The following is a 20,257-nucleotide window of genomic DNA, read 5'->3' on the forward strand; positions in this document are numbered from 1 at the left end:
ATAACGCCCTACGTCCCGACCGAGGCTGAATCAATGACTAAAATCTCTGCATCAAAACTCGATAACACCTTGGATCCCGCAGTTTCAAAGCACTACCTCAGTTTCCTGCAAAGGAAAGTAGACAAGGCAAGGTTATCGCTGAAGGGCGAATGCTTCAGCAATGAAGAGATCGAAAGTGAATTTGCCGCGAGACGGGCGCAAGCGGCAAAGTCAGCAGGTCAGGCTAGTTAGCGCTGTTTTGCTCGGTCGTAGACAGCGCTGCGCTCACGCTTGCCAACTGCCACCACGGAAACCACCACACGCTCATCAATAACCTCGTACACCAATCTGTACCCCGCCGACCTCAACTTGATTTTGTAGCAGTCAGGCATGCCGTGTAGCGAATCCGACGGCACTCGCGGGAGTTCGAGTCGCTCTGCCAGTTTCTTTTTGAATTGTTCGCGCAGCGTATGACCCAGTTTGTCCCACTCCTTGCGTGCGGACGGCAGGAACTCAAGCTTATAGGTCATCCAGATTTACCGGGATCGGTGTTTCATGCCTACGTGAGCGAACAATTTCCGCCAACTCAAGATCATCGAGGCGTTCCATCATGGATTCGAAAACATCGGCCGGAACCATATAACCCATGACGCGATTGTGATTCAGCACTGCCACAGGCCCACCATGGGCGCCGTTCAGTACCGCTGATGGATTTTTCTTTAACTCAGACACGCTGACAGCAATGTCGGCCAGAACATTTTGCATAATTAAGACCTCAATTAAGGTCGTTATTCTGGTCTATTGATCGCCGCTGAGCAACTCAGAAAAAACTTACTGCACGGCCTTAGCCTCAGATTTTTTTACCACTCACCAGATTTTTTTTTCATTTCGCCCTTTTCTCCCAGATTTTTTTACACCCCCCGCCCCTTTCTCATCAACACATCCAACTGATCCACCACCTCCGCCCAATCCGCATCATCCAGAATCTCGTCCCGCAAAAAGGCAGCTTGGCTTTCGGTCCAGAAAAACGCGTCTGCCAAGTGCAGTTCCGGTTTGAGTGGTGAATGGGTGGCGATGAATTGGTCGATGCTGACCGGATCGTTATCCAGGCCGAGTTGTTTGAACAGGGACGGCAGGCTGTGGGTTGGGGATTCCATGTTGGGGCTCCTGGGTGGTTGGAAATTGTTCGCGGGCAAGCCTCGCTCCTACAGGAGAACGCAGTCCCCTGTAGGAGCGAGGCTTGCCCGCGAAGGCGATATCACTGACACCGTAAACCTAACGACTCAACTCGCAAACCTCCGCATGCGGCACCATTTTCAGGAATTCCGGCATGCTCATGTGCAGCAAGTTGTTGTGGTTACCGGCCTCCAGGTAGATGTCTTTCTGCCGGGTCAGCAACGGGTCGATGACCATGTCCAGGCCATAGGACTCGCCCAGCGCCGGCACCGCGCCGCGTTCGCAGTCGTTGAACAGGTGCGCCAGGGTGCTTTCCCGGGTGATTTGCCATTCGCCGCTGCCGCGTACTTTGCTCAGGTCCAGGTGACGGCTGGCGGGGAGCACGGCCATCAGGTAATGGCCGTGGTGGTCGTCGAGGATCACCGATTTGGCCACCCGTTCGGCAGGAATATTCGCCACGCGAGCCGTTTCCAGGCTGCTGGCCGAGTGCGGGTGGGTGACGATGTCGAATTCGCAGTGAGCCTTGTCCAGGCTGTCCTGCACCGTTCTTGCCATACGCATGATGCACCTCGGTGTCCGCAACAACGTTTCGCGGACGATGGTTAAACCGCTTTTCACCCTTGAAAGTCTAGGCCCGCTGGCGCCAGCGCGCGGGAAATCTGCTGGCCGGAGCAGCGTCAACAACTGGTCAAAATTCGTACAATTCGGGGCTCAGCTAGACTGTATACAGAACACCCCGACTCTCCCGGAGGGTCACGTGAACATTCGTTGTTGTGCGGTTGCGCTGTTATTGGCGCTGAGCGGATCGGTTTTCGCGGCGGACGCCGTTGTGCTGTTTGTGCCCGACCCTCTCGGCCTGTGGCTGATCGTGTTTGGCATCGCGTTTCTGGTGGCCGAGGCCACGTTGCCCAATTACGGCGTGATCGGCCTCGGCGGTTTGGTGATGTTTGTCGCCGGCGCGGTGATTCTGACCAACACCGACGTGCCGGTGCCGTTGATAATCGGCCTGGGACTGGTCAGCGCCCTGTTGCTGGTTTTCCTGGTGATCCATGCCCTGAAAACCCGACCGCGTGAAAACGTCAGTGGCGATGCCGGACTCGTTGGCAGCGTGACGCCGGTTATGACGTTGCAGGCCGGCAGTGCCTTCAACGGTTGGGTGCACCTGCAAGGCGAAAAGTGGCAAGTACAGAGCGCCACACCGCTGCAACCCGGACAACGGGTCCGGGTGGTGGCGCGCAAGGGATTACTGCTGGAAGTGGCCGCGGCTGACGCGGCGCCGGGTGGAGAATAACCATGGGCCTGCAACTGGGTTTTGCCGCGCTACTGCTGTTGGCGATCGTACTGGCGGGGTCGACCTTCCGCATCCTGCGCGAATACGAGCGCGGGGTGGTGTTCCAGCTCGGGCGCTTTTGGCAGGTCAAGGGGCCCGGTTTGATCCTGCTGATTCCGGCGGTGCAGCAAATGGTTCGTGTGGATTTGCGGACCATCGTTCTCGACGTACCGCCCCAGGACGTGATCACCCGGGATAACGTCTCGGTGAAGGTCAACGCCGTGCTGTATTTTCGTGTGCTTGATCCGCAGAAGGCGATTATCCAGGTTGAAGACTTCCTCATGGCCACCAGCCAATTGGCCCAGACCACGTTGCGCGCGGTGCTGGGTAAGCATGAGCTCGATGAGTTATTGGCCGAGCGCGAACGGTTGAACGTCGATATCCAGCAAGTGCTCGACGCCCAGACCGACGCGTGGGGCATCAAGGTTGCCAACGTCGAAATCAAGCACGTGGACCTCAATGAATCGATGATCCGCGCCATCGCCAAACAGGCCGAAGCCGAGCGGGAACGGCGCGCCAAGGTGATTCACGCGGAGGGTGAATTGCAGGCGTCGGAGAAACTGATGCAAGCCGCAGAAATGCTGGGGCGGCAACCGGGGGCGATGCAGTTGCGGTATATGCAGACGTTGAGTTCGATTGCCGGGGACAAGAGTTCGACGATTGTCTTTCCGTTGCCGATTGAGTTGTTGAAGGGGATGGCGGATTTGTCTTCGAAACCTTGAGGAAAGATCAAAATCCGGCAATCCCTTCGGAGATTTCCAGCTCTTCGCCGTCGCCCCGGACATCGACGACCCCGAAGCCCTGCTGGCCAATGCTTCCGAAGACTTGCTGTCCATCAGCGCCATCGCGGCCGGCCTGGCGGACGAAGTGGATGGCACACGCCGCTCTGTAGCCCTGGCGATCAGCCGACTGACCGATGGCGTGCATCTGTTGGTGGAACGATTGCTGGATCACCACGAGGCGAAGGCCGAAGCCAAGGTTTAGCCGTAACACCTGATCGTTCCCACGCTCCGCGTGGGAATGCAGCCCGGGACGCTCAGCGTCCCATTCGAGAGCTGGAACGCGGAGCGTCCCTTGAGGCATTCCCACGCAGAGCGTGGGAACGATCAAAAAATGAAAGAAGCCGCCGACCGCGTCTTCGCCCATTACTTCCCCCCGGCTGATGCAAAACCAGCCAAACGCCGTAAATACCAGCTCTTCGCCGTCGCCCCGGACATCGACGACCCCGAAGCCCTGCTGGCCAATGCTTCCGAAGACTTGCTGTCCATCAGCGCCATCGCGGCTGGCCTGGCAGACGAAGTGGATGGCACACGCCGCTCTGTAGCCCTGGCGATCAGCCGACTGACCGATGGCGTGCATCTGTTGGTGGAACGATTGCTGGATCACCACGAGGCGAAGGCCGAAGCCAAGGTTTAGCCGTAACACCTGATCGTTCCCACGCTCCGCGTGGGAATGCAGCCCGGGACGCTCAGCGTCCCATTCGAGAGCTGGAACGCGGAGCGTCCCTTGAGGCATTCCCACGCAGAGCGTGGGAACGATCAAAAAATGAAAGAAGCCGCCGACCGCGCCTTCGCCCATTACTTCCCCCCGGCTGATGCAAAACCAGCCAAACGCCGTAAATACCAGCTCTTCGCCGTCGCCCCGGACATCGACGACCCCGAAGCCCTGCTGGCCAATGCTTCCGAAGACTTGCTGTCCATCAGCGCCATCGCGGCTGGCCTGGCAGACGAAGTGGATGGCACACGCCGCTCTGTAGCCCTGGCGATCAGCCGACTGACCGATGGCGTGCATCTGTTGGTGGAACGATTGCTGGATCACCACGAGGCGAAGGCCGAAGCCAAGGTTTAGCCGTTACACCTGATCGTTCCCACCCTCCGCGTGGAAACGATCAGTGGGCTATAGGCCTGCTGCGACGAGTAATTCTTCCAGTGCCTGGTATGGCCCCCGCGCCCAACGCTCTACCCGCTCAATCAACAACGCCGAAGCCTCGCGCCGCTTGCTGTCACTGTCCCCGACAAACACCTCCGACGGCTGTTTCGCATGCCGCCCCACCGCCGCAAACACCTGCTCACGCTGCACGTCATCCAACCGAAAAAACCCAGCCAACCGCCCCGCCATAGCCCCCGGCAATTCGCGGTAATTGACCGCCAACCCACCCAGTTCACGGCAATGCGCCAACCCCATCGACAGCAACCGCTCCAACCGCCGCGCGATGTAATCTTCGCGACTATCAAAGGGCAATTCGTCATCCAGCCCACTAACGCCAATCATCCCCGGCACCATGTGCATGCCCGGGCGGCGCATATGGGAAACGGCAATTTCCAGTGGATCGCGGTACAAAAACAGCCACGGCGTTTCAGGAAAACACTCGCGCAGCAGCGGCAATTCAGCAATGTTCCAGGCATCGAGTTTGATCACCAACCGTTGCTCCGAACCGCACCGACGTTGGCCATACGCAGACAACAAACCTTCAATCGCAACCCGCCGCAAAGCCGCCGGCAAATCACCGCGCAGCAAGGCATCCAACGGCGGCGGTTCGCTGATAACGATGTGATTATCGAGCCGGGCCAGCATCTGACTGATCAACGTCGAGCCGCACCGCGAAGCGTGAAAGATAAACGCACTCGGCGCCAACCCCGGACTCTCGGCCTGCCAGTCGCCAAGCACAGCCAACGGCGTTTGCCGCCGAAACGCCTGGTTAAACGGCAGCCGCAACGCATCGTCCACCGCCTCGCGAAAAAACGGCTGATGCAACGGCGTATCACCAAACCAGCACCAATCCACCTGCCACTCCCCGGCCTGCTGCCAGATCCGAATCGGCAACCAGCCTTCCAGGTTCAGGCGTTCCATTGTTCATTCCATTGACGGCGGCCGCTGCGCATCGCCGCCCGCAGTTCCTCCCGGGAAACCACCAGGCCTCGCTCAGCCGCCAGTTCTAAAGTACGAGCGATAAAAACCTCAGTGTCCGCCAAGCCCTGCAACGCTTTCGAAAGCCCGGCATCCCCCGCCACTAACCGCTGAAATTGCTGCAAAGCACCCTCCCCGACATCAGGTGAAGGCGTCGTCGGCAACCCATCGATAATCGTTTGCTCCAGCCACACACCAGGACGGCAATCGAGGACCAAATGCACCCGCGCCGAACGGTCGCGATTGTCCACGCGATGGGGTCGCGACAAATCGAGAAACCAGCATTCCCCCGCCTCCATCGGCATGCGCTGACCATCGAGCAGGAAATCCACCTGAGGCGGGCTTAAAAGCGGAATGTGCAGACGCAAGTCAGCGTCCGGCTCGCCCAAGTCAAAGTCGCGATGTTCATGGATTTTTCCGCCCGGCCCGAGCCGCAACAGGCGCGCCGAGACGATTTCCAACGGCAAATCGCGCAAGGCTTGCTGCCATCGGCCATCGCGCAACCACGGCGCCCGCAACTGCGGTTCACCCAGGCCCGGCGACAGTTCAGTCAACGCATCCGCCGCCGAAATCAGCGCCACGCCGCTCCACTCGCCGGCGTAGTAAGCGCTGTTGAAATGGCCGTGCCACTCGTCCTCGCCAATCGCCGCCAACGCCTGCAACAGCAACGGCAAATCCACCGTTATCGGCAAGCGCGAGAACGCGGCTCGGCTCATCGTTTTGGCAGCACCGCGCATTCGCCGAGCCAGGTCAGCAAGCGGTCGAGACAGGCCTCGACCGACTGCACGCCGGTGTCGAGCACCAGCGACGCGGAGGGCGGTGTTTCGTAAGGCGCGGAGACGCCGGTAAAACCCGCCAGCTCACCGCGACGGGCGCGGGCGTAATGACCTTTCGGGTCGCGCTGCTCGCACACCGCCAGGGAGGCGCTGCACCAGACTTCGTGGTAATCCTCGCCCAGGCGCTGGGCAAACATCTGCCGCAGCTCCACCAGCGGCGCAATCATCGCCAGGATCACGATCTGCCCGTTCTCGACCAACAACGCCGCGAGTTCACTGGCACGGCGAATGTTTTCCTGACGATCACTGTCGGCAAAGCCCAAATCGCGATTGAGTCCGACCCGCAGCCCGTCGCCATCGAGCACCACGCTCTGCACCCCGCGTTCGAACAACTCGGCGTGCAGCGCCTGGGCCAGGGTCGACTTGCCCGCCGCTGGCAGGCCGGTGAGCAAAATCGCCGTGCCACGATGGCCGTTGCGGGCCTCGCGTTGTGCACGGCTGATGCTGGCGGTCGGCGCCAGCAAATTACTGGGCCGGGTCATGTGCAGCCACCGGCAGCGCAATGTTGCCCGACGCCCACGCCGCTTCACGGTTGGCCAACGCGGTGGCGATGGATTGGACTTCGGTGGATTGCACTTCATCCGGCATCGGGTCGAGCCCGGCGCTGGCGAAGATCTGGCCGTAGGCGTTACGCAGATCGGCGTAAGACAGGTCCCGACGCAAATCCGCCTGCAAGGTGTTGAGTTCACCCTGGATCAGGTCCAGTTCACCGAGGCCCGCGGCCTGATGGCGGTTACGCAACTGGCCGAGAATCTGCCCGTCGATGCTCGACAGTTCCTGGTTGGTCTGGAACTGATGCAGCGCTTCCTGGTAGTTGGCGTTGGCCACGTAAAGCTGCGCCAGCACGGCAATGGACATCGCCTGACGCCGCGCCTTGGCCACTTCTTCGCCGGCCTTGGCCACGTTGATTGCGGCCGGAGCGGAGATCACGTTGAACAGGTTCCAGGTCAGCTTCACGCCGTAGTCGGCCCACTTGTCGTTGACCAAAAACGAGTTGCTGTCGTAATGCCCGCCGGCCGAAAATTCCAGCCCCGGCAACAGCCGCAACATGGCTTTGCGGGTTTCGGCGGTGCTGATGCGCGTCTGATAATCCTGCTCGCGTAGCTCCGGACGGCTGGCCAGGGCTTCGTGTTCGAGGCTGGCCATGCCGACTTTCAATTGCGGTATCGCGTAGTCATCCGGGGTCGCCAGTTTCAGGTCGGTGCCCATCGGCAGGTTGATCAGGGTCGACAGTTCGGTCTTGGCCAGGGACAACGCGCGGCGCTGCTCTTGCAACTGACGCGTCGCTTCAATCAGCGAGCGCTGATAACCCAACGCAACCACCGGATCGCCGATGCGTTGATCGCTCATGCTCTGGCTGTTTTTGCGCGCCGTATCGACCCGCGCCATCAGGCTGTCGATCTGCGTCAGCAAACGTTCGGCGGCCACCGCGCGCCAATAAGCCGAGCGCACGTCCTGGACGATGGTGTTGATCACCTTGCGCCGGCGTTCCTGCACGATCAGACGCTGGTCGCCCTGCTGCTTGGCGCTGATGTAGCTGACGCCAAAGTCGAGGACGTTCCAGACCATGGTCAGGTCGGCGACGCGACGGTCGCGGTCCTGGGAGGTCGACGGTTCCAGAGACTGGGTGCCGGTCAGCACGCTCTGGCTGCTGGAGGCGCCGACGTTGCTACGCCCGACGTAACCCGCATCGAGGGCCATGCGCGGCAGCATGTCGAAACTGGCCAGGTCGAGTTGGCGCTTGGCCAGGGCCTCTTCCATGATCTTGAGCCGGCCTTCGAGGTTGTATTTCACCGCACGGGCCATGGCCTGGTGCAGAGTCAACGGACCGCTGAGGGGCTCCTGACCGGTGAACATGTTCTGCATGTCGCTTTTGGCGCGTTGCTCACTGACGCTGCGTTCAATCGGCTCACTCTTGACTGCACATCCGCTGATCGCCAATGCCAGAAGGCTGGCTCCGAACAACTTATGACTTCTTTTCATCCTTGGATTGCCCCTGGGTGACGCACAGATTTGTGTGTTTTCAAGCCTGCATTTCGCTGATGCCGACCTGTTGCAAAGCGGCGGCCAGGCGGTTGACCTGCCGTTGCTCGGTGTCTTTGAGTTCTTGCAGTTGCTGGACCAGCGACGGCGCGCCAAACACCCCGCGCAGCCCTTGGGAAACATCCCCGGCCCGGATCGAATGATTGCCAAAGGAGTTCAGCGAGTCGCGCTCGGCGCCGCCGTCCTGATGGAACAAGCTGGACAATGTACTGGTGCCGAACACCCCGCCATCGCCGCCGCCAAACCCGAGGAAACCGTGGCCCGAACCGTCGCCCGCGCTGTCACTGCTACTGAACACTTGAGCGATAAAACTCGGCGACAGCGCCCCGCGATTGATGAAGATGTCGCCCAGCGGCCGGATGCCGTCGCCGATCACCCGGTCTTCGAACAACGGGGCAAAGGTCAGCGGCGAGCCAAGATTGCCGGTGGGCGCGGCGAAGATGACCGGTTGCAGCGGCAGGTTCGGTTGATCGATGACGACCACCGGTTGCGAGGTACGGAACTCCGGATCCGGCGGCACCACCACGACCGGTGACGACGGCACCGACACGGTGTTGATCGCATAGCCGTTCGATTGGCTGGTGCCGCTGCCGGCATTGCCCGAGCCGTCAGTGACGCCGGCGATGTTCAGGCTGATCGCGTTATTGGCGTTGCTGACGTTGCCGGTCGGGGTCAGCATCGCGGTCCAGGTTTTGCCGCCGTCGCTGCTCGCCAGGTTGGACAAGATGCCGTTGGCCACGCTGATGTCCGACAGGTCGAAACCACTCACTGCTTCGTTGAAGGTGAAGGTCACCAGCGAGGTCTGGCCCACGCCCAGGTTCGGGTTGGCCACCACCACCGTGGCGGTCGGCCGCTCGCCGTCAATCACGTAGTTGTTGGACACCGCCACGCTGGCGCCGTTGTTGCCGGCCAGGTCGCTGACGTTGCTGGTGTCCAGGGCAATGAAGTTGCTCGGGTCGGTGATGCTGGCGGTCGGGGTGAAGGTCGCGGTCCAGGTCTTGCCGCCGTCGCTGCTGGCCAGGTTGGCCAGTTCGCCGTTGGTGACGCTGAGGTCCGACAGGTCGAAATCGTTCACCGCTTCGCTGAAGGTAATCGTCACCGACGTGGTCTGGCCCATGCCCAGGTTCGGGTTGGCGACCACGATGGTCGCCGTCGGCCGCGTGGCATCGAGCGCGTAGTTGTTGGAGATCGCGATCCCGGCGCCGGCATTGCCGGCGGCGTCCACCACGTTGCTGCTGTCGAGCAGGATCAGGTTGGTGGCATCGTTGATGTTGGCGGTTGGCGTCAGGGTCGCCGTCCAGGTCTTGCCGCCGTCGCTGCTGAGCAGGTTGGACAAGGTGCCATTGGCGACGCTGAGGTCCGACAGGTCGAATCCGGAAACCGCCTCGGTGAAGGTGATGGTCACCGTGGTGGTTTCGCCGATGCCCAAACGGTTATCCGCAACGACGATGGTCGCGGTCGGCCGCGCGGTGTCGATGGCGTAGTTATTGGAATCGGTCACGCCCACGCCGCTGTTGCCCGACGCATTGGTCACGCCCGTGTTGTCGAGGCTGATCAGGTTGCTGGTGTCCGTCACGTTGCCGGTTGGCGTGAACGTCGCGGTCCAGGTGACGCCGCCGTCGCTCGACGACACATTGCTCAAGGTGCCGTTGGCGATGGTCAGGTCGGCGTTGGTGAAACCGCTGACCGCTTCGCTGAAAGTGATGGTCACCCCGGACGTTTCACCGGCCTTGAGGGCGGTGTCGGCGATCACGATGGTCGCCGTCGGCACTTCAGTATCGACCGCGTAGTTGCCCGAATTGGTCACCCCCGTCCCGGCGTTGCCGGCGATGTCGCTGATACCGGCATTGTTCAGGGTGATCAGGTTGGTCGCGTCGGTCACACCCACAGTCGGGGTGAAGGTCGCGGTCCAGGTGATGCCGCCGTCACTGCTGCTGACGTTGCTCAAGGTGCCGTTGGCGACGCTCAAATCACTGTTGTCGAAACCGCTCACAGCCTCGCTGAAGGTGATGGTCACCAGCGAGGTTTCCCCCGGCCGCAGCTCGGTGTCGGCCATGACGATGGTCGCGGTCGGGCGCTGGCTGTCGATCACATAGTTGTTGGAATCGGTGGTGCCGCTGCCGGCGTTGCCCGCCAGATCCTGTACACCGGTGTTGTCCAGGGTGATGACGTTGGTCGCGTCGGTGATGCTGGTGGTCGGCGTGAACGTTGCGGTCCAGGTAATGCCGCCATCGGCGCTGCTCACTGCGGTCAGCGTACCGTTGGCGACGGTCAGGTCGGCGTTGGTGAAACCGCTCACCGCCTCGCTGAAAGTGATGGTCACCTGGGTGGTCTGGCCGACGCCCAGGGCCGAGTCGGTCACGACGATGGTCGCGGTTGGCCGCACGGTGTCGATGGCGTAGTTGTTCGAATCGGTGGTGCCACTGCCGGCGTTACCCGAAGCGTTTTGCACACCGCTGTTGTCGAGGGTGATCAGGTTGCTGGTGTCGGTGATGGCGTTGGTCGGCGTGAACGTCGCGGTCCAGGTAATCCCGCCGTCGCTGCTGCTCACTGCGGTCAGTGTGCCGTTGGCAATCGTCAGGTCGGCGTTGCTGAAACCGGTCACCGCTTCGCTGAAGGTGATGGTCACCAGCGAGGTTTCGCCGATGTTAAGCGCGCTGTCGGCGACCACGATGGTGGCGGTCGGCAGCACGGTGTCGATGGTGAAGTTGGCCGAATTGGTGATGCCGATGCCCGCGTTGCCGGCAAGGTCGGCTACGCCGCCGTTGTTCAGGCTGAGCAGGTTGGTGGTATCGCGCACGCCGACCGTCGGCGTTAAAGTCGCGGTCCAGGTGATGCCGCCGTCGCTGCTGCTCACCGCGCTCAACGTACCGTTGGGGACGCTCAAGTCGCTGTTGTCGAACCCGCTGACCGCCTCGCTGAAGGTGATGGTCACCAACGAGGTTTCACCCGCGCTCAGGGTTGGGTCAGCGACGACGATGGTGGCAGTCGGGCGCAAGCTGTCGATCACGTAGTTGTTGGAGTCGGTGGTGCCGCTGCCGACGTTGCCGGCCACGTCTACGATCCCGGTGTTGTTCAGCGTGATGATGTTGGTCGCGTCGTTGACGCTGGCGCTCGGCGTGAAAGTCGCGGTGTAGGTGATGTTGTCGCTGGTGGTCAAGCCGCTCAGGCTGCCGTTTTCGACCGTGAAGTCGGCGAGGGTCAGGCCGGTCACCGCTTCGTTGAAGGTGATGGTCACCACCGAGGTTTGGCCGAGGGCCAGGGTCGGGTCGGCAACGACGATGGTCGCGGTTGGGCGCACGGTGTCGATGGCGTAGTTGTTCGAATCGGTGCTGCCGACACCGACGTTGCCGGAGACAGCGGCTTGTACGCCGGTGTTGTCCAGGGTGATCAGGTTGCTCGCATCGGTGATGGCGCTGGTCGGGGTGAAGGTCGCCGTCCAGGTGATGCCGCCGTCACTGCTGCTCACTGCGCCGAGCGTGCCGTTGGCAATCGTCAGGTCGGCATTGGTGAAACCGGTCACCGCTTCGGAGAAGGTGATGGTCACCAGCGAGGTTTCACCGATGTTCAGCGCGTTGTCGGCGACCACGATGGTCGCGGTCGGCGCCACGGTGTCGACGGTGTAGTTACCGGAGTTGGTGGTGCCCGTGCCGGCGTTGCCGGCCAGGTCGGCGAGGCCGGTGTTGGCCAGGGTGATGACGTTGGTCGTGTCTTTGACGCCAGCGGTCGGGGTGAAGGTCGCGGTCCAGGTAATGCCGCCATCGCTGCTGCTGACGGCGGTCAGTGTGCCGTTGGCAATCGCCAGGTCGGCGTTGGTGAAACCGCTGACCGCTTCGCTGAAGGTGATGGTGACCAGCGAGGTTTCACCGACACTCAGGGCCGGGTCGGCGAGGACGATGGTCGCCGTCGGACGCTGGGTGTCGATGGCGTAGTTGCCGGAATCGGTTGTGCCGCTGCCCGCGTTGCCCGCCGTGTCGCTGATCCCGGTGTTGTCCAGGGTGATGACGTTGGTCGCGTCGGTGATGCTGGCGGTCGGCGTGAACGTCGCGGTCCAGGTAATGCCGCCATCGGCGCTGCTCACCGCCGTCAATGTGCCGTTGGCAATCGTCAGGTCGGCGTTGGTGAAACCACTCACGGCTTCGCTGAAGGTGATGGTCACCAATGAGGTGTCGCCGATTTTCAGCGCGGTGTCGGCCAACACGATGCTCGCGGTCGGGCGCACGGTGTCGATGGTGTAATTGCCGGAGTTGGTGACGCCCGTGCCGACGTTGCCGGAGCTGGCGGCCTGTACGCCTGTGTTATCCAGAGTAATGACGTTGGTCGCGTCGGTGATGCTGGTGGTCGGCGTGAACGTAGCAGTCCAGGTAATCCCGCCGTCACTGCTGCTCACGGCGGTCAGTGTGCCGTTGGCGATGGTCAGGTCGGCGTTGGTGAAACCGCTCACGGCCTGGCTGAAGGTGATGGTTACCAGCGACGTATCGCCAATTTTCAGCGCGGTGTCGGCCAACACAATGGTGGCGGTCGGGCGCACGGTGTCGACGATGTAGTTGCCCGAGTTGGTGGTGCCGCTGCCGGCGTTACCTTGCAGGTCGGCTACGCCGGTGTTGGCCAGGGTGATGACATTGGTCGTATCGCTGACGCTGGCGGTCGGGGTGAAGGTCGCGGTCCAGGTGATGCCGCCGTCGCTGCTGCTCACCGCGGTGAGCGTACCGTTGGCGATGGACAGGTCGGCGTTGGTGAAACCACTCACGGCTTCACTGAAGGTAACGGTCACCAGCGAGGTTTCACCGGCACTCAGGTTGGTGTCGGCGACCACGATGGTCGCGGTCGGACGCTGGGTGTCGATTGCGTAGTTGTTGGAATTGGTGGTGCCGGTGCCGGCGTTGCCCGCCAGGTCGCTGACCCCGGTGTTGTCCAGCGTAATGACGTTGGTCGTGTCGGTAATACTGGTGGTCGGCGTGAACGTACCCGTCCAGGTAATGCCGCCGTCGGCGCTGCTTACCGCCGTCATGGTGCCGTTGACGAGGGTCAGGTCGGCGTTGGTGAAACCGCTCACCGCTTCGCTGAAGGTGATGGTCACCAACGAGGTGTCGCCGATTTTCATCGCGGTGTCCGCGACCACGATGGTCGCCGTCGGGCGCTGGGTGTCGATTGCGTAGTTGTTGGAATTGGTGGTGCCGGTGCCGGCGTTGCCGGACAGATCCTGCACGCCGGTCTTGTCCAGGGTGATGAGGTTGGTGCTGTCGGTCAGGCCGGCGGTCGGCGTAAAGGTTGCCGTCCAGGTGATGCCGCCGTCGCTACTGCTCACCGCGGTCAGCGTGCCGTTGGCGATGGTCAGGTCGGCGTTGGTGAAACCGGTCACGGCTTCACTGAAGGTGATGGTCACCAGCGAGGTTTCGCTGCTATTGAGCGCGTTGTCCGCGACCACGATGCTCGCCGTCGGCGCCACGGTGTCGTGGATCACGTAGTTGTTGGAGGTGCCGGAACCGGTGCCGACGTTGCCGGCCAAATCCTGCACCCCGGTGGTGTCGAGGGTGATGGCGTTGGTCGGCGCGTTGATATTGCCCGCCGCCGTCAGGGTCGCGGTCCAGGTGATGCCGCCGTCGCTGCTGCTCACGGCCGACAGTGTGCCGTTGGCCACGGTCAGGTCGGCGTTGGTGAAGTTGTTTACGGCCTCACTGAAGGTGATGGTCACCAGCGAGGTGCCGCCGGAGTTCAGGTTGGTGGTGCCGACCACGATGCTGGACACGGTGGGCGGGGTCACGTCTGGCGCGTAGTTGGTATTGAGCGTACCGCCGTCGTTAAAGATGTTGCTCACCGCGGCTGGAGAGCTGCCGGTGCCGCCGCCGCCCGATGCCTGGCCACCCGCGCCGCTGCCGCCGGCATTGCCGGCCATGGCGCCGAAGTTGGCCGCCGTCATCAACAGCGTGCCTTTGTTCCAGATCGCGCCCACGCCTTTGCCGGCCGCGCCACCGGGGTCGGTGGAACCGCCCAGGCCACCGCCACCACCACCGCCGCCACCGGCCGCGACGTTGTTGGAGATGACGGACGTACCGACCACTGTCAGGGTGCCGGTGGATGCGTTGTAAATACCGCCAGATGCCGAAGAGCCGGCCCGGCCGGGATGGTCCCAACCGGAGCCACCGCCACCGCCGCCGATGGACACCGTGCCGTTGGTCGCCGTGCCGCCAGCGCCGCCGTTACTGTAGTTGGACGAGCCGATGCCGCCGGCGCCGCCGACGGTGGTCCCACCTTTGCCACCCATGTAATTGACGTTGTAGGTGCCGCCATTCCCGCCACTGCCCGCCCCACCGGCCGTACCGGCATACACGCCAGTGCCGAAACTGGCGGTGCCGCCATGACCGCCGATTTGACCACCCAGCGCACCGCCACCACCACCGCCACCGCCGACCGCACCGCCGACGTAAGGCGCCGTGACACCACCGCCACCGCCGCCGCCCGAGGCCGCGTTATCGGTCACGGTGACGTTTCTGAGGGTCAGGTTGCCGGAGTTGAGAATACCGCCGCCCATGGCCCCGGCGCCGTCGGTGCCCGCCGCCGCGCCCACGCCGGCCACCATGCCTTGCTTGATGACCAAGCCATCGAAGGTCGCCGTGATGCCGGAGTTAACCTGTATCACCCGGGTTTTGTACTGGCCGTTCAGGGTGACGTCGGCAATGCCGTCGTTATTCAGGTCACCGTCAATGGTGACGTTCTTGGTGAGGGTCAGTTGCGAGTTCAACCCAATAATCATGCTGGTATTGAAGGTGACGGTGTCACCGGCCACGGCAGTGTTTAGGGCGGTACGCAAAGAGCCCACGCCGCTGTCGCTGTTATTGAGCACGGTGAGGGTCGCCAGGCTGTACTGGTAACCGGCCATGGACTCGGACGACAGCACGCTGCGGCTTTCGATACTGCCGGTGGCGATTTCCAGGTTCCAGTCGCCGCCCACGCCCGTGCGGTTGGTAGAGGCGGCGATATCGCGCCCGGTGAGTTGCGCCAGGGAATCGACAAAACTCACGCCGCGTTCCCCGGCACCGGTATTACAGGCGTAGATCAGGATGTCGCCACCGACGTTCATGTCCTTGCCGATCTGCGCCAGCACATCGCTACGGGCGGCGACGTTGTCGGCCGACAGGTAGCCGTTGCCCAGCCACAGGTCGCCGGCATTGCCGTGGGCGATGATCTGCACCGAACTCACGCCCTGGTGGGTGTCGAGGTAAGCGGCGATCTGCTGCAAGCCGTCCTTGCTGGCGTCCAGCGTCACCACTTCGGTGCCGGGGGCCACGCCGTTGAGCAGGCTGTCGGTGTCCTTGATGCGCGAATCGACGAACACCACGCTTTGGCCAGGTACGGCAGTGGGCGTTGCCGCAGGTGCGGGAGTCGCGGCGGAGGTGTTGTCCGCCTGGCCATGGGTGTCTTTGCTCGCAACCGGGTGATCGGCAGCGGGAGCCTTGGCCGCTTCAGCCGTGGGGTGACTCTCGGGCTGGGCCGCATCGGCCACCGTGGCCGCGACGGCGCCGTCGAACAGCATGCGCGGTTCCAGGGACATGATCATCGGCGATGCCAGTACGCGAGCGCCCTGGGCCTTTTGCGATTTGCCGTTGTTCCACCACATGCTGCTCACCGAAATCGAACTTTTATGACAGCCAATAAAAAGCCGCGATCAATTGATCGCGGCGTCTGATTTCATACGAATGACATTGGCGGCGCTGGATGATCCATCGTGCCAAAAGGACAGCTCGGCATATTTGTCGAACAGGTCCGGCGGCAGGATCGTTCGCCGGGACTGCAAGGCGACCTTGGGTTTGACCCGATGCAACCCCGAGACACCCAGGGCCTGGTCAAACTCCGGCGCGTCGTAGACGAGGTTGTCGAAATCATGCTCGAACCACGGCTCACCGATGAATTCGTAGACCAGGCGCAGTACCCGTTCCGGCGCCTGGCTGAGCAGGTCGTAATCGACAATCAGCAATGAGTCGGCGTTTTCGCCGTAATAGGCTTCCTTGAGCGCCGTCCAGGCAAAACCCACCAGGCGATTGCGCTGGGCCAGGGTTTCACAACGGCTGTAGACGGTGTTGCGCTCCACTTCGTCGTTGAACAGTTTGGTGTTCTCGAACGGGTCGGCGCGGTACAAACGTTCGAGGCTGTCCATCACCCAGGCGACGTTGCGCACACAGGCGATGGTCTTGGCTTGGGGAAACAGGTCCTGCAATGCCGGCAGTCGTGCGCACCACTGGCGATTGGTATCGAAGATGACGGGTTTATCAGCCTGCTCGGCATAGAAGGAGTCGAACAGGCCGCGCAACAGGCGACGGCGTAACGGGGTGTCGATCACTGCACCGAATTCGCTGCCGGCGCTGCATTGTTCCAGGACGCTGGTGAACAGCGTACCGACCGGGCTGCTCATCCCCGCATGAAAGCGCGGGTTCTGCAAAAGAATGGCCGACAGCAGGGTGGACCCTGAGCGCGGCAAACCGGAGATAAAGTGGAACTGTTGCAATCCCTTCACCATCGTCAAATTCCTTTTGTAGGACGATCGTAATCCTTTGCATCACGCAACGACTAGTGGTGTTTTGATATCAATTCGAAGTTAAAAAGCTACGTATCCTTTGAAAGGATCGGGCCAGACCTGCTGAAGCGTTAAACCCGTTTTTTGTAATTATCAGTCCAGAAAGAGAATGTCCGGCTCAGCGCTTGCCGGCGGCCATCAAAAACAACCGCGCACGGTTACTGCCGGCGGCCTTTTCACTGATTTGTTGCCAGCCTGAGGGCAGCGGGGCGAATTCGTCGGGTTGGTCGGTGCTGCTGATCAACCACACACGCCCCGTACCTGAAGGTAGTTCAGTAAGGCGGTCGAGGTAGATTTTTTCCGCGTGGTCATCGATCAGGGTGCCAAACCCGTAGGCATTCGGGCGGCTGGAGCTGCCATTGGCCAGGGGTGGGGTGTAGAGCAACGGCGCGGCGTCGGTGCGGTTGTAATAGACATAGCTCAAGTACCAGAGCATGTCGCTGATGACGATGCGATCGCCCGCGACGTAATGCTGGTTGACGAACTCGACCATCACGCTGGTCTGGTCATCCACATCCACCGTGGCATTGGTCTTCACGCCCACCAGTTCGGTGCCGAGCAACAGCACCAGCAACGCCAGCGCCAACACGCGAAAACCGTCCAGCAGGCGGTCGATGGCCAGCCCCATGATCAGTGGCAGACCCAATGCATAGGCGGTCAGGTAGCGCTCGATAAACACCGGCGAAATAAACGACACGCCGAACACCAGCAGCAGCGGGACCACGGTGTAAATCGCGAGCAAGGCACTCCAGCGGTAGAGGCTGCGATCACGCATGACCGTCAGCACAATCACCGCCAGCAATAGCAGCGGCAGGGCGGCGAACATCAACCCTGGCAAGTTATCGCCATCGTCCTGAATCAGGTAATCCCAGACCATCGTCGGCAGCGAGCTGAGAGTAACGGCAGTTTCCCAACCCACGTCGCCATTGGCTTTGAGCTCATCCATGTGCTGCAGCAGATCGATCAGGCCGGGCAACCAGGGCATGAACAGCGCCACAATCGCGACGTTGGCCAGCCACCAGGCCGGCCGCGTGATGTGTTTCATCGGATGAGTAGGGTGCAGGCGCAAGACCAGCAAATAGGCCCAATGCACAATCACGCACAGCGCCGTGAAGTAATGGGTGTAGAACCCCGCCGTCATCAGCAGCGCATAGATCACCAGAGGCCGCGTATGCCGGGGTTGCTTGACCCAATACACCAACGCAACGGTCGCGCCGAGCAACCACAGCCCGAGCCACGAATACATCCGCACTTCCTGGCTGTAGCGCACCGCCGTGGGCAGCAGCGCCAGCAGCAAACCGGCGAGCAGCGCGGCACGGGGATTGGCCACCAGCCGCACCAGCCAAAACCCCAGCGCTACCGTGGCAATGCCGGGCAACGCGCTCAAGCTGCGGATAGAAAAAATGCCGTCGCCGAACAGCTCGATCCAGCCGTGCAACAGCATGAAATACAGCGGTGGGTGCACGTCATGGGCCGCGTGAAACCAGATATCGCCCAACGAGTATTGGCTCATCAACAGGCTTGAGCCTTCGTCGCCCCAAATGGCGGCAGCAGTGAGGTCGTAGAAACGCACCAGCGCGGCCAGCACCAGAATCAGCCAGAAGCCGTAATCGACCAGCCATTGCGGCAGAGGGGAAAACGCCGAGGCTCGCGTACGACCGGCATGTCCGTCAGGGCGGCCGGCAATTTCTGTTTCCCTGCGGTACTTCATGAATTCCCCGCTGGTCGAAAAAAGCTGATCACTCTTGGAGCCTGGAGCACGCCCGGGAGTTCGCTCGATGCTGCCCCCAACGCGGTGAGAACGCAATCCAGCGACATTTGCATCTGCGTCTACGCTGAGGAGTGGCCCGGACAGTAGCGTCGAGCCAGTACGGTCTCCTCCAAAAACCACATGGATGAAATAACTATGGACGTGTTTCTCGGAACCATTCTTCCCTTCGGCTTCCCCTATGCTCCCAGCGGTTGGATGCAAGCCAACGGGCAGACGCTGCCGGTCAACCAGTACAACGCCTTGTTCGCCTTACTGGGTGTGATCTATGGCGGTAACGGGCAGCAAACCTTCATGCTGCCCAACCTGTGCGGACGCTTGCCGATGCACCAGGGCCAAGGCGTCAACCTGACGAACCGAGTGATCGGTGAAGTCATCGGCACAGAAAACACCAGCCTGCTGGTGGGCAACCTGCCGCCCCACGCGCCAGTCATCACCGCGACCGCGACCTCGGCCCTGACCGCCTCGACCACGGTCAACCTGGCCAGTGTCGCCAGCACCCCGACCACCGCGCCGTCGAATGACAATGCCTACATCGGTGCCTCCGTGGCGACGGGGCCGAACTCTGCCGGGATCTTCTCGACAGCACTCGGCGCCAACCCCATTGCACTCAAGGGTGTCGACAGCACCGTCGGCGGCACCGTCAACGTCACCGCCACCGCGCAAACCATCGGCAGCGGTACACCGCTGGGCATCGTCAATCCGGTGCTGGTGCTGAACTTCTGTGTCGCGCTTCAGGGGCTTTTCCCTTCACGCAATTGACCTCGGTGTCGGGGCCGATGGCCCCGACCCTTCATTTTCCAGGGAGCAGGACCATGCTTGATCGGATTACCGGCGACCACTTCCGCCAGTTGCTCGGCACCTCCAAGCCGCTCTACCTGAGCGATGGCAGCGAAATACCGGTGGTGATCGTGTCGGTGGTGGATAAGCCCAATGCGCGTATGTCTGCCAGCGGTCGCATGCCGTTTGGTGTTGAGCTGAGCAGCCCGGTCCAGACGACTTTCATCGACGGCCCCTGCGCGATCGAGCTGCCTGAACTGGGCCGGATTGAAGGCATCGTCGTCTCGCGCACCCCGGAGCTGGGGCGCGACGCCAGCCACATCTACTTCGATATCACCGTCAACTGACCAGCGCCGACTGCGGCTGGCCGGGATACCAGACCAGCCGCTCGGCCGCCACGTTGCTTTCCTCGACCTGAAACCCCAACGCCAGATAGTGCCTACGTGCATGGGGATTGTTGGCCCAGACCACCGTCGCCACCGGGCAGCGCACCTGTTCGGCGGCTTTCTGCACCCCTTGCAGCACCGTGCGGCCATAGCCTTTACCGCGCGCGGCGGGGATAAACGCCAAGTACAAAACGCGGATTTCATTGGTGCCGAAATCGGCGGTCAACGCGCCAATTGGCGTGCCGAGTTTTTCCACCACGAAGTGCATGGCGTCGGGGTAGGACTCGCCGGTGCCCTGCTCTTGCACTTTGAATTGCTGGGCGATCACCTGTTCCACCAGCTCTTGCTCGCCATCGATCCATTGCAGATCGGGGCGAGCTGCATGGTAAAGGCTGTGCAAAAACGGTCCGTCAGTGGCACAGGACGGGCGCACCACCAGATCACCCACGTCATTGGAATTGCTGTTCAGCATTGCGAAGT

Annotated in this window: 19 protein-coding genes and 1 pseudogene; 8 read left to right on the forward strand and 12 right to left on the reverse strand. The window is 61.8% G+C overall.

The genetic code is table 11. From position 1 onward, the window contains the following. Positions 1–33: 33 nt before the first annotated feature. Positions 34–231: a hypothetical protein gene (locus HKK52_RS19670; RefSeq protein ID WP_169372202.1), complete on the forward strand. Its 198-nt coding sequence runs from the start codon at positions 34–36 to the stop codon at positions 229–231. Here the strand turns inward: HKK52_RS19670 and HKK52_RS19675 are convergent. The 4 genes from HKK52_RS19675 to HKK52_RS19690 form a co-directional block, all read right to left on the reverse strand. Beyond that, a complete protein-coding gene (locus tag HKK52_RS19675) occupies positions 228–509 on the reverse strand; it encodes a type II toxin-antitoxin system RelE family toxin (protein WP_169372203.1) in 282 nt (93 codons plus the stop codon). The two genes, HKK52_RS19670 and HKK52_RS19675, sit on opposite strands and share 4 nt — an antisense overlap. After that, positions 499–744 (reverse strand): type II toxin-antitoxin system prevent-host-death family antitoxin, encoded by a 246-nt coding sequence (locus tag HKK52_RS19680; RefSeq protein WP_133840022.1) that lies wholly within the window; start codon positions 742–744, stop codon positions 499–501. The genes HKK52_RS19675 and HKK52_RS19680 overlap by 11 nt, the downstream gene beginning before the upstream one ends. Before the next feature lie 146 nt (positions 745–890). Continuing rightward, positions 891–1,136 (reverse strand): DUF2789 domain-containing protein, encoded by a 246-nt coding sequence (locus HKK52_RS19685; RefSeq protein ID WP_133840021.1) that lies wholly within the window; start codon positions 1,134–1,136, stop codon positions 891–893. Positions 1,137–1,254: 118 nt separating this feature from the next. Beyond that, positions 1,255–1,716, reverse strand: coding sequence for an aminoacyl-tRNA deacylase (locus tag HKK52_RS19690; protein ID WP_169372204.1), 462 nt, complete (start codon positions 1,714–1,716; stop codon positions 1,255–1,257). A gap of 196 nt (positions 1,717–1,912) precedes the next feature. Here HKK52_RS19690 and HKK52_RS19695 point away from each other — a divergent pair, with 196 nt between their 5' ends. The 5 genes and pseudogenes from HKK52_RS19695 to HKK52_RS19715 all read left to right on the forward strand — a co-directional run bounded on the left by HKK52_RS19695 (position 1,913) and on the right by HKK52_RS19715 (position 4,333). Continuing rightward, a complete protein-coding gene (locus tag HKK52_RS19695; RefSeq protein WP_169372205.1) occupies positions 1,913–2,446 on the forward strand; it encodes an NfeD family protein in 534 nt (177 codons plus the stop codon). A gap of 2 nt (positions 2,447–2,448) precedes the next feature. Next, on the forward strand, positions 2,449–3,207 hold the full coding sequence (locus tag HKK52_RS19700; protein WP_169372206.1) for a slipin family protein: 759 nt from the start codon (positions 2,449–2,451) through the stop codon (positions 3,205–3,207). 37 nt (positions 3,208–3,244) lie between these two features. After that, positions 3,245–3,469, forward strand: a pseudogene (locus HKK52_RS19705) (DUF6124 family protein); the annotation flags it as partial. Positions 3,470–3,478: 9 nt separating this feature from the next. Beyond that, the gene (locus HKK52_RS19710) at positions 3,479–3,901 is read left to right on the forward strand and encodes a DUF6124 family protein (protein ID WP_442962294.1); all 423 of its coding nucleotides are present in this window, start codon (positions 3,479–3,481) and stop codon (positions 3,899–3,901) included. A 90-nt stretch (positions 3,902–3,991) separates the two neighbouring features. Beyond that, a complete protein-coding gene (locus HKK52_RS19715; RefSeq protein WP_169372207.1) occupies positions 3,992–4,333 on the forward strand; it encodes a DUF6124 family protein in 342 nt (113 codons plus the stop codon). 48 nt (positions 4,334–4,381) lie between these two features. Here the strand turns inward: HKK52_RS19715 and HKK52_RS19720 are convergent, their stop codons facing one another. The 7 genes from HKK52_RS19720 to HKK52_RS19750 form a co-directional block, all read right to left on the reverse strand. Continuing rightward, a complete protein-coding gene (locus tag HKK52_RS19720) occupies positions 4,382–5,335 on the reverse strand; it encodes a sulfotransferase family protein (RefSeq protein ID WP_169372208.1) in 954 nt (317 codons plus the stop codon). Next, complete coding sequence (locus HKK52_RS19725; protein WP_169372209.1) at positions 5,323–6,108, reverse strand: aspartyl/asparaginyl beta-hydroxylase domain-containing protein; 786 nt, start codon at positions 6,106–6,108, stop codon at positions 5,323–5,325. Before HKK52_RS19725 ends, HKK52_RS19720 begins: the two co-directional genes overlap by 13 nt. Next, positions 6,105–6,710, reverse strand: coding sequence for an adenylyl-sulfate kinase (gene cysC / locus HKK52_RS19730; protein WP_169372210.1), 606 nt, complete (start codon positions 6,708–6,710; stop codon positions 6,105–6,107). The genes HKK52_RS19725 and cysC overlap by 4 nt, the downstream gene beginning before the upstream one ends. Then, complete coding sequence (locus HKK52_RS19735; RefSeq protein WP_169372211.1) at positions 6,694–8,211, reverse strand: TolC family protein; 1,518 nt, start codon at positions 8,209–8,211, stop codon at positions 6,694–6,696. The genes cysC and HKK52_RS19735 overlap by 17 nt, the downstream gene beginning before the upstream one ends. A gap of 40 nt (positions 8,212–8,251) precedes the next feature. Next, positions 8,252–15,889, reverse strand: coding sequence for an Ig-like domain-containing protein (locus HKK52_RS19740; protein ID WP_169372212.1), 7,638 nt, complete (start codon positions 15,887–15,889; stop codon positions 8,252–8,254). Between the two features lie 48 nt (positions 15,890–15,937). Next, the gene (locus HKK52_RS19745; RefSeq protein WP_237150580.1) at positions 15,938–16,786 is read right to left on the reverse strand and encodes a sulfotransferase family protein; all 849 of its coding nucleotides are present in this window, start codon (positions 16,784–16,786) and stop codon (positions 15,938–15,940) included. A 175-nt stretch (positions 16,787–16,961) separates the two neighbouring features. Continuing rightward, the gene (locus HKK52_RS19750; protein WP_169372213.1) at positions 16,962–18,554 is read right to left on the reverse strand and encodes a glycosyltransferase family 39 protein; all 1,593 of its coding nucleotides are present in this window, start codon (positions 18,552–18,554) and stop codon (positions 16,962–16,964) included. A 195-nt stretch (positions 18,555–18,749) separates the two neighbouring features. Between HKK52_RS19750 and HKK52_RS19755 the strand changes: the two genes are divergently transcribed. Both HKK52_RS19755 and HKK52_RS19760 read left to right on the forward strand, forming a co-directional pair. Beyond that, on the forward strand, positions 18,750–19,373 hold the full coding sequence (locus HKK52_RS19755; protein WP_169372214.1) for a phage tail protein: 624 nt from the start codon (positions 18,750–18,752) through the stop codon (positions 19,371–19,373). Between the two features lie 53 nt (positions 19,374–19,426). Beyond that, the gene (locus HKK52_RS19760) at positions 19,427–19,738 is read left to right on the forward strand and encodes a hypothetical protein (protein WP_169372215.1); all 312 of its coding nucleotides are present in this window, start codon (positions 19,427–19,429) and stop codon (positions 19,736–19,738) included. Here HKK52_RS19760 and HKK52_RS19765 read toward each other — a convergent pair. Beyond that, positions 19,731–20,249, reverse strand: a complete 519-nt coding sequence (locus HKK52_RS19765) for a GNAT family N-acetyltransferase (protein ID WP_169372216.1) — start codon at positions 20,247–20,249, stop codon at positions 19,731–19,733. The two genes, HKK52_RS19760 and HKK52_RS19765, sit on opposite strands and share 8 nt — an antisense overlap. Positions 20,250–20,257: the final 8 nt, after the last annotated feature.

This window comes from Pseudomonas sp. ADAK2 (genome assembly GCF_012935755.1).
Classification (GTDB): Bacteria; Pseudomonadota; Gammaproteobacteria; order Pseudomonadales; family Pseudomonadaceae; genus Aquipseudomonas.